Genomic DNA, 15,228 nt, shown 5'->3' with positions numbered 1-15,228 from the left:
CTGATTCTCATGGTTAAAGGGGGATTAACGTTCTTTCTGAATGGTTCGGGTGAGAGTCTGTTCTTCACGCTCCGGCGTGCGGCCGCGTTCAGTATTTTCTGCCGCCCTGAGCATGTCGCTTTCCGCGTTTGCCAGATCTGCAATCACACGCGATGCCCGCGACTGTTCACCGGAGGTCTTATCAGCACCTTCCAGCTCGCTTCTGACGCCTGCAGCGGCTTTTATTTCCCGTCCATCGGTGTTTTCCTCACCTCTCACCCTGGCGATCACATCAGCATCCGGGTTGAGTGGTTCCGGTTTACGCGGGTTAATGTCTTCCGGTTTCAGTCTGATCACCTCTTCCTGTGGAACTTCCGCCAGCAACGACTCAGGCTGCCTGCTACGTCCGGCTTCTTCATTGCGAACCTGGTCTGCCAGCATCTGCTCGCGCTGCTGCTGTACGTTTTGTTCGTCCGTCAGCGTGGAGACAATACCCGGTGACACATCCTGTTTTGTCCCACCGCTTACCTTAAGCAGCCAGGCTGAAGGCGGCTCATCGCCGGTCTGCCAGACCACGCCGTCCTTTGGATGATTTCGTACTGCATCAAGTGCGGCCGTCAGGTCGCTGGCCACAATCGTGTTTCCGGACTGACTCCGCTGCAGCACGGCTCCACGGGCACGCTCTGTCATGACCATTCGGGTCTCCCCCTGAGTCATCCGCCCCTCCGGACTGGCGACCAGGGATACCAGGGCCAGACCCGCACTCCTGCCATTGTTGTCATACACCGGCAGCGCCAGCGCCGGTTCAGGAAAGCGCCGGGTGGCCGGGATGATTTTTGCTGTCAGTGACGCATCCTGCATGCCCTGATGGCGCACCCAGGCGCGACCGATGGCCGTTTTATTCACCGGCTGCCCCATTGCCCAGATGGCTTTCGCCTGTTTGCGCTGCGTTTCTGGCGCCAGCGCATCGTGCGCCGTTTTGATATCACGCTCCGGCGTTTTTATCGCCTTAACCCAGTCCGCTTTCTTGTCGGTGTAAATCTGGACGTGCTCCTTGACGCGGGAAGTTGAAATATAGAAGGCACGTCGGGAAGCCAGTGCCTTACGTCCGTCTTTCGTGCCCTCAAGCGCAATGACATAATCGCTACTGGCCCCCTGTGCGCCGTAGCCGGTGACGGCCCAGCCGTAGTCGAGATGCTGCTGCGCCCGGACCTTCTCAGGATTGATGGTGACGCGACCGTTCTCCCCCTTCAGACGGATATTCCCCTCCTCGCTGACCGACTCCACCGTATAGCGCTGGTTGGCCATCTGCCCCTGTTCGCGATCGGTCGCAGTGAACTTAAGCAGATCGCCGGAACGGACTTCCATCTCGCTGCGGCGAAACAGCTGCACGTCACCGGTGATCAGCTCCTTCGGTGAAACCAGAGCAATCTTCCCCTCCTCATCACGTACCGTCACCGTGCTGCCGTTACGGTCAACGGCCACCACATCCTGGTAGCGGTCACCGCGTTTAACCACCATCCCGGCTTCCCAGGCCTCTGTTTTATTGAACTCATGGCGCGTATGGGTGATTTTATCGAGCACAGGCACCTTAATAGCCTTCTCCCCCAGTTCTCCCCGCGCTGCAAGCGCGGCATGAATGCCGGCATTTATCGCCTTACGGTCGGCGTTCAGCTGCGCAATGATGAGCGTACGGGACCGCGCCTCCGGTGTCCGGTCCTTCCAGTCAGCCACGATGTCGTTAACAGGCGTCTCCGTTTCCTGAATCGCACTCTCCGGGAGCGCGGCTGAAGCGCTACGCGCCACGCGGTCAGCCGGCTGGGTTTCAATGCGCTGCAGGGCCGCATCGATCCGGTTATCAATGATGTCGTGAACGGCGCCGCGCAGCTGCAGGTCTTTCTGGCGGACGATTTGCTTCATAATGGCCACATCCATCGGGCTTCGCTCCTGCATCAGCTTAAACGGCGCGCCCACGTCGATCGCTTCAAACTGGTCGATATCTCCCATTGAGACCGCGCGACCGCCGCCACTGGCAATAGCCTGGAACAGTGCCGCCGTATCCTGGTTGCCTGCCATTGATGACTCATCGATAAGAAACACCTGTCCTTTATAGTCAGGCTTCTCGCCTGCGGCCGTCGCCTGGTCATGCTCAACGACAAAGGATTTGATGGTCTGCGCCCGGACACCGACGTCGCTCATTTCTTTCACCGCCTGGTGCGTAGGAGCAAGCCCCGTAATCACCGGACGAACGTCCGCCGGCAGGGTCTCCAGTGCAGATATCACCGCCTTCAGCTGCGTGGTTTTCCCCACGCCGGCATAGCCCTGAATCCCGATAAACTGATCCGTTGTACCCAGCACCAGGGTGGTCGCCTTTTTCTGGCCATCGGTGAGTCCGTTCAGCACTGCCTCCGGTACCTGTTCCAGCAACGGTTGCTGCGTACCTTTCCCTTCCTCCACCACGCGCAGAATGGCTTTCTCCATCTCCCAGGTGGACCGGGAAACCAGTACCGGCTCTCCCCCTGCGGATACGGACAACAGCTCGCCATTTTTAATCATCGCGCCAATTTCATTCCCGATAGCCTCAAGGTCGGGATGATATTTCTGCGCTTCCGTCGCCAGCTTAAGCTCGCTGATCACCACGGTGCGCTGGTCGTTAATGGCACGCCACACGGCCAGGCCCGCGTCCGACCGGACGCTGTCATGCAGTGAATCAACCGCCTGACTGACGTCCTGGTGACCGCTCAGGTTTCTGACCAGCTGCACGGGAGAGGCATTTGTCTTCATGCGCTGCAGCCGGGCTTCCGCCCGGTCCTGCACTTCGGCGGTGAACACTTCCGCCCGGTGGCCACTCTGTGCCAGCGAGTTCATGGTCTGGGTCGATATGTCGCGGCTGTTCAGCGCGGCCAGCACCACGCCGGTGTCGTTATCCCGGCCGCCCGGCGCGGTCACGTAAGCATGTGACAGATAGAGCGGCTGGTCTTTTGGCAGCGTCAGGGTGTCTTCCCCCCGTTTAACCTCTATCCCCTTTTCACTTATCCCGGTCACCTCAAGACGATCTTTGGCCTTCAGGCTGTGCTCGCGGTCACCCGCCACGGCCAGCAGTTTTTCGCCGGTGGCCACGCTGAGGGTTTCACGGCTGAAGAGACGCCAGTCAGCGCTGATATCGCCGATTTTCATCCGGGTCAGCACGCCATCCCCGTCGATGAGAGAGAGGACTCGCGTGTCCTCATGCACCCGGTCAATCACATAGGACTTACGCTCTTTTGCGTCCGTGCGATCCTCAAGCACCATGCCGGAACGGTATGAACCGGGCATGCGCCGCGTTTTGCTGTCGAGCCAGACCGGCTGCCGGGCCTCTATCTCCACGCCGTCACGCCCCAGTTGTCCTGCGTTCTGCAGCGCCTCTCGTACCAGGCCTGTCAGCTGTGCCTGTTCACGCCTGCCGACCACGACGGCGGTGACGTTTTCACTGCCTCCGCTCAGCTCTGCAAACCGGTTGGCCAGCGCTTCGTAACGGTCGCGTTTGTTCGGAATACTGACCACTTCGGCCTCAAGCCCGGGCGCCGGCTCCGTGCGGCGGGAACGGGCAACCCCTGCGGACTCCAGCACGGACATGGCGTTACCGTTCGCCTGCCGTCCGGCACTGTCGAGAAAGACCAGCTGTGCATCCTGCGCACGCGCTTCGCCCAGCAGAACCAGCGTCTCCTTGAGCCCCAGACGTTCTGCCCCTTCGATTATCAGCGTGCTCTGGGGTTTCATGTGGAAATCACCGCTCAGAATATGCTGCCGGCTGATAATCCGCTCCCGTAAATCGTCGGATTTCGCCAGCGAAATGGCGCGCTCGGCAGAGCTGGCCAGCACCTGCACATCACGACCGTTCGCCCCGGAAATACCGGCCAGCTGGGCGGTCAGGTCACGGATGCCCGCCACGCCTGACGGGGCATTCATCAGAACCAGGGCGTCTTTCTCCACAACTTCCAGCGCCGCCGGCGCGTACTGTGCCGGGCGGGTGAAACTGACGACTTTTGTGGATTTGAGATGCTCCTGACTCAGCGCCTGGATCGAGAGTTCATCCAGCAGGTGAATACGGGAGGTGAAAACCCCTTTCTCACTGTCCAGCGGCACAATCATGCCGTCCTTCAGCGCCGCATCGATGGCCACACGAATATCCTTAATCTCCGGCAGCCGTTCGCTCAGCTCAGCGGTGGTCATCATCAGCTCGCCAAAGGTGAAGCGCGTTTTACTGTCGCTAAGCTGCGAGATGGCCAGCCGGACAGCCTCAGTCAGTTCCGGGCGGGGTATTTCAGTGTCCAGCTGCGCTGCAGGAAAGCTTCTGGTCGCCGGCGTCTTTTCGGGAACGATCTGTGCCGGCTGACTCAGCGCGTCAGTCTGTTGTGGTACTGGCTGACGGGACAGGCTTTCCCGTTCTGCGGGTTGAGCAGGTGTGTCGACGCTCTTTTCTGCCGTGGACGACGTCTGCGGAGAAGCCTGTTCAGGCCCGGCAGGAACCGGCTTAGCCTGGTGATCTCGCTCCGGCTGAGGCGCGGTCTCACGAAGACCTGCATCACGCGGCACCACGCTCTCCTGATACGCCTTCAGGTCAAATCCCTTCTCCTTCATCTGGCCCAGCCAGCGCTCCATCAGGCGCATCCGCGAAGGGTCAACTTTCGCCCTGCGGGTGTCTTTGGCGGCCACATCCCGGCTGCGCAGCGTGGCTTCAGCCCCCACGGCCCCCTGTATTTCCCTGCCCCGTGAGGAATATTCGCCCCTGACTTCTTCCGGAACGCCCTTGATCTCCCACATGCCATGCTTGCCTACTTCTTCCACTTCATGGCCGAGCGCTTCAACCCTCTCGCGCAGCGCGCTGCGATAGATTTTCCCGAGCGTGACCTGGTGCTTCATGACGGTCTCGATAAAACCGGCGTTATGGATATAGTCCGTGGCCAGGGCTTTCCATTTGCCCGCATACTCCGTCATGTTGGCAATCAGGAGATGGGTGTGCAGCTGCGGGTCGAGATTGCGCGAGGTATCATGCGTATATGCGGCCGCCACCATCTTGCCGGTGTGTACAATGGACGTAACGCCGTCTTTCGTGTCGCGGGCCGAGATGAGCTTCTCCACATAGCCGGCCGCCACGCGGACGGCATGATTATGTGCTTCCACCATTTCTTTATCGTTGCCGATGAGTGCAAGAATGGACACGCTCTTGGGGGCGGAAAAGGTCAGGTCATGACCGGGGCGGTGGACGTGCTGTCCGTTAACCTCCTTTCCAAGCCGTGAGCCGTCCGGCAGACGTCCCTCGAGCACGGCCGTCAGGTCATCGCCACGGACATTGCCCTCAAGGCCCAGCTCTTTTGCACCTTCCCCCATCCAGAGGCTCTGCAGGCTGCCCAGAAAATAGTAGTTATCGGAATTGCTGTAGTAGCCTGCAGCCTCGCCGGCTGACGCTACTGGGGCGACTGACATCATAGTTCAGGCTCTCTGTCGTAATAGTGATGGTCGTTTTCGTCGTAACCCGGATCGTCCGCGTGACGGTGAATTAAAATGTTCTCTTCTTCCTTCGCCAGCTGCCGGCTCGTCCGGTGTGCTTCATCTGGGGTCTGCGGTGTCACTGACTTCCCAGCCGTCGTCAGACTCAGGCCGCCGTCTGGCAGTGCTGTCACCTTCATATCCAGGTTCATTGATTCGCCCGCATTCTCGCTGGCCTGACCTTCTTCTCCATCTGAGGTGGCTCCGGTATTGAGCCGCCGTTTCAGCATCCCCAGCGCGCCGGCTGCAGCAGGCCCGGAGGAAGTATCCAGCTGGGTTCTGCTGCGGATTTTTTGCAGTGCTGCAGGTATTTCCGGTTTGAGGGGCGCAGTCTCTTTTTGACGAGTTACTGAAGGAGGAGAAGACCGAAGTGAAACGACGTTGTCTTTTTTGTCTTCGATGACAGGGTCTGTCACCGTGCTGTGATTTTCAGTTACGACTTCCGGAGCCACTGACGCTGTTCGCAAGGTAACGGGCTCCCGGGGTGGTACCGGCTTCTGTTCAGGTGCAGCGCTGCGCGAAGGTTTCGGTTCTTCCATGCGAGTACGAGCCACTTTTTCGACGGTCGACGTTACCGGCGAGCCGGAAGATCCTGAAGAAGAAACCGGTGCAGGAACGTCAGCTGCAGATGATGTCTCGCTACCCTTCTCCAGCACTTCGTCACCGGTCGGGAACGTCAGACCTGCTGCTGTCGCTGCGCGCTCATTCTCCTTAATAACTTTCTCCAGTTCCGGACTCAGTGCATCGCGGATATTGCGCTCGATAAGGCCAGCGTGACGTTTTTTCAATGGACGGTATTTCAGCTTCAGGCGAACGACCGGATACTCGCCCGGAAGACGCACATAAAAGTTGAGGTTTGGCAGACGCATTATCTGCTCGTAGTCGACAATCGGGTTATTGACCTCGTCCTTGCCGAGGGACACACCGTCACGCACCTGATCCATACCGTAGCTGTTTGATTCACGGATTTTGCGCGTACGCTGCTTACCCAGTTCTTCTTCGACCACTTTGGCCATCTCCGCACTCGGCGAACGACCGTACATACGGGTATTCATCAGGTCGAAAATGCTTTTAGCCAGCTCGCGGCCGTAGACGTGAACCAGCTGCGCCATGTTCTGCATCCCCAGCACGAAACAGCCGCCAAACTTACGCGCCTCGGCAAGCGTCTCAGCCAGCTCGGGGATGCGCTGCAGGCTGGGGGCTTCATCGATAATGAACCATACGCGGCGGTCGCTGTTCTCCCCCATGCTCTGCAGCATCAGCGTGGCCAGAGATACCCACAGCGAGATCAGCGGGCGTACACTCTTGCGGTGACGGGCCTGTGTTGAAATAAACAGCCAGCTGCTGTCATAGCGTTCCTGCGTCATCCACTCCCGGATGGTGAACGGCGGCTTCGTTCCGTCATCCAGCCCCTGCAGGTAGCGAAGGGCTTTGGCGTAGTTGGTTACCACTGAGCGAATGGAAATGGCCGTTTTCTCTATCTTCTCTTCCACCAGATTGGCTGAGGGCGTGTTGACCAGATATTCACGCAAACTTTTCATGTCGAGTGACAGCAGGGTTTTGAGGAACTTCTCAATGCTGCGTTCCGGGTCCGTCGACATACGAATTGCAAGGTCGGCATAAATAGTTCGCGAGCTGGATACCCAGAACGGATCGGACTCCCCTTCCACCGGAATGAGACTGGCGGCCAGGTTGTCGTAATCGACCGCGTCGACACACTCCCCCCACATCTGCCAGTTGGCACAGCGCTCGTCGTGGGCGTTAAGGATGATATCGGTAGACGGGTTATAGTGGGTTTCTGTGAAGGTACAACCGGAGTCGTAGATGATGGCCCGGTCACCACGTTTTCGGATGTAGTCGAGTAACCAGCGTATCAGCGTCGACTTTCCCACCCCGATAGTGCCATGCATCAGGAAATTGAGTACCTCCGCCATCCTGACCATATGCAGATCACCCACGCGAAGGTCAGAGAACTCACCGTTTTTACGCAGCAGCTTATTCACTTCAGCAGGCTTGTCGGTCAGCTGCATCCCGGAAATGTATTCGTCTTCACTTTCCTTTCGACCGATATTGGCGATAAACCATGTCACGGCGATAAACACCACCATACTGAACAACCCGCTGGCGCCGGCCGCCCACTGCAGCTCAGTCAGGCACTGGTTGCCCATCTCCTGCATGTACAGGTCGGTATAGATCTGCGGCAGGGTCATTTTGAGCACCATCATCGTCGCGGTTGGCGCATACCAGTAGTGGACGTCGTAAATTTTGGGCGTCCCCGTTGCCGGCATCAGATCGATAAAACTGCTGTTGATGCTGGCGAACCACCACAGGGAGCCGTTATCAAGGGCTTCCTGTGGAATTCGCCAGAGAAAAATGGCGGTAGTCAGCACGGCGAACAGGATGAAGATCCAGAATCCTATCCAGTTGTTCACCTGAATGAACATGCGCCAGCGGTAGGCGGTCATCTGCCCGCCCTGGGTGAGGTTTTTTCCTGCGAAGCTCATAGAGTGTTGTCCGGCCGTTATCGCATCACCTGTTCGGTGATGTGTGTTATCAGGGGAGAAACGTTGAAAGGGGTGATGAATTACGTGATAGCGCGAGTGGGAAAACGTCGGGTTATTACATCAGACTCAGTTCATATCTGGCCTGCTGACATCCGTCCTCCCAGTCCTGTGCATTAATATATGCAGCCACAGAACGGACTGAGGAAGCCACATCCTTATAAACCGCTGAATGCCACTCCCGGGGCTCCAGGCCATATAGAGTGAATTCATAGCCAGCCCAGCCAGCAATGATGGTCATTCCCTGCCCCTCAGGAAGTGAACCTAAGACATTCAGATAAGCCCTCGCTACCATCAGCTCACTTTCCAGATGGATAAGCGACCAGAATTCAGCTGAGTAATCTGCACGTTCATTTATCTGATGCATCATGATGGACGAACTCCTTTGAAATTAAGGACGCAACGCTCGCCGCAGACAGGGCTGCGCCATGCGCAGTCATGCGAGGAAGCGTAATTACTGGTAACTGACAGAAAGCACTGACGCACCCTGCCCGGAATGAGCACGGTTAAAAATCAGCTGTGAGGGAGAACGGCTGCGACGATCGCCGCAGCCGCGGGTATTACATGATGCCGGCGATGGACTTGGCCAGCTGCGCTTCCAGGACAGGTTTTGCCTCTTCAAACTTGAGGTTCACCTTGTTGGCGTTGGATACCACGCGAGTCTGGTATTTAGCACGGTTGCCCTGCTCCGTGCTGGTCTGTAGCTTAATACCTGACGTGCCCTGTTTCAGGGCGGCAATATTGTCGGTAGTGACGGCTGCTTTGCTGCGCTCGGAGATTTGCAGATCGGTCACCATCGTGTAGTTGACGTCTTCCACCATTGCATCAGCAGCCATACCAATCAGCCCGGTGGCCAGCCCTACACCCAGCGTTGCGCCAGCTGACGACGAGTTATACGCCGTAATACCCGCGCCCAGTGCCGCACCCATTGCCGCACCTTCATACCCGGTCTTAAGGAACCCCTGGGCATCGCGCAGATCCATTTTTTCAGCTTTCAGTACGTTTGCCTGAATCCAGTAGTAGGCCGTGTCCGGAGAGCTGGAGACGCGGTAGCCTTTCGCGGCCAGTTCATTTGTAATTTGTGCCTGCAGACCAGACATGTCCTTGTCAGAGGTATTACGGATCTGCAAATAAACAGTCTTCTCTGATGATGGCTCCAGCCAGATGGTTTCACTCATCTGGGTTTTGACATCGAGGTTACGTTTCTTCACCGCTGTGGACATGGCACCACAACCAGACAGAGCGAGAGTAGACGCGATCAGACCAACAACGGCTAATTGTTTTAATTTCATGAATTCATCCTGTGCATAGAAAAACGTCCCCGTTAGCGAGATATAGCTAACAGAGACGTTATCGGCTGATTTGAATGTTAATTTACAGCGAGAGGGTATAAAAATCCCGGCAACGTATGAAGTTCCGGGACTGTATTTTCATCAGAGGTTAAATTTCACTTAAGATAGAATATTGACCATTCCTATCTACTCATCATCTTACTGGCCGTTGACATCAATGGCCCCAGACCGTAACGAGTGCTCTGTATTCCAAGATATCCATTAGTAACAAATATTGATATGAATAAAACTGCTGGAATACTCCCTGCCAGTAAAACCCCCCAATCAGTTATCATCCCTACGACAGATAACAAGGTGGCGCTACCCCATAGGTACAAGGCTATTTTCTTAACTGTGGACCTTAAGGAAGTGATTAATGTCGAACGATTCCTGATATCTTCAGGTATAGATAGATATACCAGTACAGTAGAATAATTTATGAGTATGAAGAATATTGCTACAACAGCTGTCGCCCCTATAGATATCCATCCTCCATACCCTAAAACGAGCTGTGCTGCTTCAAGATAGAACTTCCAGCCTAGCCCGCTATTATCTCCTGCTTGAATCAGACTGACATAATAAGCAAACCACATCAGAATGGCTGTGAGGATCATAATTACAGGGTATATAGCTACAATCTGGAAAGCCTTCTTCGGCGATGAGACTGGACGTTCATCACTACTAATCCCTGAGATAATCTCAGCAATTTCTTTTTTTGCATCACCATTTGAGAATGCCATATACCCTCCTAATCAGCCCGTCTTCCTTTCTCTTAGCTCAGCTAATCTACGTTTCATTTCATCATCATGTTCAGCAGGAGATGATTCCCCCTGCCTGATTTTCTCTTTATTTAAACCATTCGAGAATGAACTTTGTGAATTATGAAGCTCTCCTTTCAATATATCACTGGATGCCTGAACAGTGGATTGTTTTTTACCAATTTCTCCAGCACATTCGTTGATTTTATGCTCATTTTCAGATCTTTGTTCCGCCACTCGTCGTTGTAACTCATTCTGTGGACCAAAACCCTGCGAGGAATGTTCGTGCAGCTTAGCCTGATTTTCTTTGTATGCCTCCTGCATAGCATCACCACGTACTTTTTCGCCGCCGACATTAATACCAGAACGGTTATGAGTAACTTCACTTTCCTGGCCATGCACAGTCCCTTGCTCCCTAACAACTCCTGAATGACGGAACTCCGGATGTGATTCTGCAATATGGCCGGCATTTTCATCTGCAGCTGAGTGTCTTCCGGTGTTAACCATACTTACCGATGAGGTGATATTGCCCGAGCTGCTTCTCTGTCCGGCAGATTGTCCTTCATGATTTGTTGGTTGCTCATTCCCTTGCGAAACATACTCGGTTGTTCTAGTAGAAATATTTTCACCTGCAGGTGTAATCTGCCCACCCTGCTGGCTTCCATAACCTGTGACCTGAGTCGTTCCTGATGTCTGGACATTGCCAACACCTCCCTGGCTATGAGCATCGCCATCCAGAGAACTGTAACTTACTCCTCCTACATTACCGGATGTACTTGATACCTGCTGACTGCCATGGGCTGGCTGAACAATATGCTCACCGCTGAATGCCGCATGCTCATTACCGCTTCTAAGATCCGCTCTCCCCTGCTGATAGTCGCCCATAATTTCAGGTTTAAGACGCTCATTAACGAATTCCATTGCCGCTTCGCGCGCCGACGGCGCACTTGTCAGCATGGACTGAGCCTTATCACCGTATTTATTCGCCGCCCAGTCCACAAACTCCTGTGTATAGTTCGTATCGAGGCTTGCACTCTGGTTCTGAGCAACGGTGGCCATACGGCTGAACTCGTTACTCTGCGTTGAACTGGTGGTGTATTGATGGTACTGGCTTTCAGCATCATTGAGTGTTGCGGCAAACTGCTGAACATTGTTGCTTGCTGCATTCTCTGAATGGTTTGCACCCTCGGTGATTCGGCTACTTTTAACCATATCCATACCCTGCCGGAAGTCATTAACTGCCTGGCTGTTCTGGTCGTGTCGCATATCCTGATTACTGGAGTGAGTTTCCTGGGTACCATGCGAACTTCCGCTCGCCCCTTTAACTTCTGCACCAAGATGTGCTTCTGCACTGACTCCTGTTGCCCATTTCCCAATTTTCCCGAATGCCTGATCGCCGGTGTTGAATTTACCGCTTGCTCCCGCATTAACACTGCCTTCAACAGATTTTGACATCAGCTGGTTGTAAGCCTCCTGCGTAGAGATATTATTCGCCTTCGCGTAATTCTCTGCAGCAGACATCATCATACTGGCACCGCGCGTTGCGTTAGTGGCCTGGCTGTTTTCACTGCCTTTGATCAGGCTGTCGCTGGTACCGGTCTGATGAGAAAGCTGGGAGAGTTGTGACCAGCCACTGGTAACGCTGTGGTTGTAGCCATCGAGAGCAGACTGCGCCTGTACCTGAGACTGACGAGCGGACTCCTGGAAACCACTGCTGGCCAGCTGGCTGAGCTTCATGTTCACCGGCAGATTCGACATTGCACCCGAGCCGTCGATAACCGTATGGCCACCGGCTGTCTGAGTCTGCGTGGAGCCATTATCTGCCTGCCACGTTTGCTGACCCTGACGCTGCATCAGGTTGGTATCCATCTTGTTCTGGCTGACATTGTCCATCGACATGTTGTTAAACGACCAGTTTCCGTCCGCTGTGGTCGCTGCCACACCGGCTGACGTGAAGGCGCCCGAGCTGAGTACACTTCCTGCCACCTGAGAGCCCATTGCCGCAGCACCCTTGGTCAGATAGAACGACAGCACCGGAATGGAAAGGGACAGATACCCTGCCAGATTCGCCACGTCCGAATGCTGCAGCGCAACCACATCCTTGTTGGCCAGCACCAGGGGCGTGCCCCCGGACTGGCTCTGCAGCCAGTAGTTGGCGGCATAGTTAAGAATGGCGAACATCACCGGCCACATCTGGAAGTAGATAAACCCCGAAACGTATATTTTCAGGGTGTTCAGGCCAAAAAGCGTGTGGTTTGACGCGGCCAGCGCAATCATCAGCGGGAACAGGCACACCAGGATAAGCATCAGCAGGGACTGTGCAAACGGCAGCGTGCGGGTCGCCAGTTCGTTGCCTGCCGCCCAGCTGAGTCGCTGTTTGGTCGCGGCGTTCTCTGTAGCCAGATTCAGCAGGTTAGCCGTGTCGGATGAGCGCGCGGCAAAGCCCTTAATTCCCTGACGGACTGCACTGTTGGTGATGTTGTTCTTCATGATCTGCGCGGCCGTCATGCCCCCGGCATAGAAGAACCCGTAACTCTCACCCATTGCGTTGGACAGAAGCGCCGCGCCGTTCAGTTTGTTACCGAAGACCTTACGCGTCAGCCAGGTGAACGTCGCACTGCCCGGATTCACGTCGGTATTCGCCAGCGTTTTAATCTCCGTTGCGGCCTGCTGACAGGTCAGGAACTGGCGCGTGGTGGAGGTCATCTTAAAGATGCCCCGCAGCGGGCTTGGGTTACTGGTAATCAGCGTCAGCGGGTCTGTGGAGTTGAGCAGCTGATTGATCGTGTATTTGCCATTCAGCAGAATGTCGCCGATCACACAGTTTTCCACGTAGTCGGGCAGCATCTGCGCCAGCTCCGGGTTTTGCGTGGTGAAGTCACTGGTTTCCGCCACAATCTGCGAGCCGAACAGCATACCGGTTTTGCTGTAGGTCACCGAGTCGGGTCTGGCCATCAGCATGTCATACGTCGACGACATCTTGTACCCGATACTGGTCGTCAGCGACGCGATGGCCGCCAGCCCCACCGGCACGTTATCAGTTACCCAGACCGCCCCCGGATCAGAGAGGTCAATGACCTGCACTGAGCGTTTCGGTACCAGCAGAATGGTAGTCAGGATCATGAAGACGGCCAGCCACTGGACGAAGACCATCGGGTTACGTTGTTTAATGAAAGTCAGCAGTACGGCCAGCACCCCGAAGGTGCCGGCAATACGCATTAAGGTGTGGAAGGTATTCTGACCGACGAGGGTGACAACGGCGTCCAGCGCCGTTTTCCACATTCCCCCGCCATAAATGGTGTATATCTCAAGCATCAGCGATCACCCCAGTGATAGTTGCTTTGATAGGAGCCTGAAACGATTGTGGACACCTGCTGCTGCAGGTACTGCATATTACGGTCGATACCGTCCAGCGCGTTCTGGTCAGCTGCAGACTGCAGCTTCATGTCAGCAAGAAGTCCCTGCGCATGAATGATGTTGTCGCGTAGTTTGGCGGCAGCCTCTTCAGGGAAGTTCTTGCCAGCCAGAGACAGGCTTGCCTGTTTCACCAGCTCCTGGAGGTACTGGATCATCAGGTCCTGAGCAATAAAGTCGGAAACCTGCAGCAGATATGTGGCGCTCATCCCCATACTCTGAGCGTTAGTCAGGTACTTCAGTACCGGCACAGAAGTGGTGTTCACAAAGCCTTTTTCCTGATCGGTCAGCGCAGTATCGTCAACCAGCTTGTTCTGCATTGAGAGCATCAGGTTTTTGACCAGAGTGACCAGAGCATTGGACTCTGAAATCGTCAGGTTAGTGACGACAGGTCCCAGACACAGAGTGGATTCATCACATCCGTAGACCTTAGCCGTTCCCCCGCGCATCAGGACTTTAATCAGGTCGCGGTTATCAACCAATGGCGTCAGAATTGTCACATCGCCATTCTTGTTGAAAATGATGGAGCCGATGGTACTCATGACCAGTTCCTTCAGCGCGCGGTCGTTGCCGAGAAGACCATTCTTACTGAGGGTGTCCCAGATAAGGTTTTTGTTCTTCAGCACCTGATCCTTCTCTGCATCACCGGCTTTAGCCGTGACTTTGTCGCCCTGTCCTCCGACGGTGCAGCCCTGACGGGAAGCCGCCCAGTCGGAAAACATGTTGGTTTCGCCGGCAATGTCCTGGCAGATTTTCTGCTGGGAAACCTGCGTCACGGGCCACAGCCCGCCGATGATGCCCTGAGCAGCCTGGCATGAACTCATGTTCATGGAGTTAACATCGCTGGCCAGTTTCTGCAGGAAATCTTTAGCCTGCTTCAGCTCCGGTACCATCGTCTGCAGGGCCAGATCGAAAGCATAGCCGGCGGCGTTGCTCATGATTTGCTTCACGAATCGCTGGATTTCCTCGCCGCTGATCATACTGAACGACCCGAGATAGGCATCGATACCGCCGCAGCCGGCGTTAAGGGAAGGCAGCTGCATCGAGATCAGCTGGACGTTTTTGACGGGGTTTCGCAGGTAAACTGAGCCGCCGGAGAAGTACCCTGCCGCCTGCCCCTGCCAGGCCTGCGCCTGAGTCACGTTGCCGCTGTAGCCCAGATTATTGAAGAAACCGTTCAGATCGCCGTTGACGTCCGCCTGAGCAGGCAGAGCAGCCAGGCCTGAGAAGAACACAACCCCTGCCGTAATAAGCGCCTTAATCATTTGGCACCTCCACAGCTTGTGTATTCTTGCCTGCCGGGCTGTCAGCACGGTTAATTTTGCGGCAAAGATATCTGGCCAGACTGAGCCAGCTGCAGACGAGTAAATTCACCGCAATGAGCGCGATAATCGCGGCCAAAACGCTCCACAACAGGTACTGCGGATAGTGGATGAGAAGCGAGAGCGTAAACTGTTCGGAGCGTTCAACTGACATCGCACTGAGCGTTGTGATGGCACACTTCACGTATACCCTTTCGACTACGACGGTAAAAATTAAGGCATAAAACAGTTTCAGGGTTAACAAATCCGTCCATTTTCGGGTTTCCGTATCCGCACTACAGTTTTTCACTATCGCGAAAACCTGGTTCCGGATAAACGTCTTCAGTCTGATAAG

The 15,228-nt window shown here is 55.3% G+C and carries 8 protein-coding genes; all 8 read right to left on the bottom strand.

The genetic code is table 11. From position 1 onward, the window contains the following. Positions 1-24 precede the first annotated feature (24 nt). On the bottom strand, positions 25-5,448 hold the full coding sequence (traI, locus tag ACWHWP_RS24625) for a conjugative transfer relaxase/helicase TraI (protein ID WP_447724501.1): 5,424 nt from the start codon (positions 5,446-5,448) through the stop codon (positions 25-27). Next, positions 5,445-8,012, bottom strand: a complete 2,568-nt coding sequence (traD, locus tag ACWHWP_RS24620; RefSeq protein ID WP_447727779.1) for a type IV conjugative transfer system coupling protein TraD — start codon at positions 8,010-8,012, stop codon at positions 5,445-5,447. Before traD ends, traI begins: the two co-directional genes overlap by 4 nt. A 115-nt stretch (positions 8,013-8,127) precedes the next feature. Then, a complete protein-coding gene (locus ACWHWP_RS24615) occupies positions 8,128-8,439 on the bottom strand; it encodes a hypothetical protein (RefSeq protein ID WP_447727777.1) in 312 nt (103 codons plus the stop codon). Between the two features lie 190 nt (positions 8,440-8,629). Continuing rightward, the gene (traT, locus tag ACWHWP_RS24610) at positions 8,630-9,361 is read right to left on the bottom strand and encodes a conjugal transfer complement resistance protein TraT (RefSeq protein WP_032641144.1); all 732 of its coding nucleotides are present in this window, start codon (positions 9,359-9,361) and stop codon (positions 8,630-8,632) included. A 182-nt stretch (positions 9,362-9,543) separates the two neighbouring features. Next, positions 9,544-10,140 (bottom strand): hypothetical protein, encoded by a 597-nt coding sequence (locus ACWHWP_RS24605; RefSeq protein WP_049019365.1) that lies wholly within the window; start codon positions 10,138-10,140, stop codon positions 9,544-9,546. Positions 10,141-10,152: 12 nt separating this feature from the next. Further along, complete coding sequence (gene traG, locus ACWHWP_RS24600; protein WP_447727774.1) at positions 10,153-13,473, bottom strand: conjugal transfer mating-pair stabilization protein TraG; 3,321 nt, start codon at positions 13,471-13,473, stop codon at positions 10,153-10,155. Continuing rightward, positions 13,473-14,837 carry a conjugal transfer pilus assembly protein TraH gene (traH, locus tag ACWHWP_RS24595; RefSeq protein ID WP_447727772.1) on the bottom strand — a complete coding sequence of 455 codons (1,365 nt, stop codon included), beginning with the start codon at positions 14,835-14,837 and terminating at the stop codon, positions 13,473-13,475. Before traH ends, traG begins: the two co-directional genes overlap by 1 nt. Then, positions 14,830-15,183 carry a hypothetical protein gene (locus tag ACWHWP_RS24590; RefSeq protein ID WP_286049135.1) on the bottom strand — a complete coding sequence of 118 codons (354 nt, stop codon included), beginning with the start codon at positions 15,181-15,183 and terminating at the stop codon, positions 14,830-14,832. The genes traH and ACWHWP_RS24590 overlap by 8 nt, the downstream gene beginning before the upstream one ends. Positions 15,184-15,228 lie beyond the last annotated feature (45 nt).

The sequence above is a fragment of the Enterobacter sp. WI-ESBL-E8 genome (genome assembly GCF_053364895.1).
The sequence above is the reverse complement of the archived record's forward strand: the minus strand, read 5'-3'. Positions and strand labels throughout refer to the sequence as shown.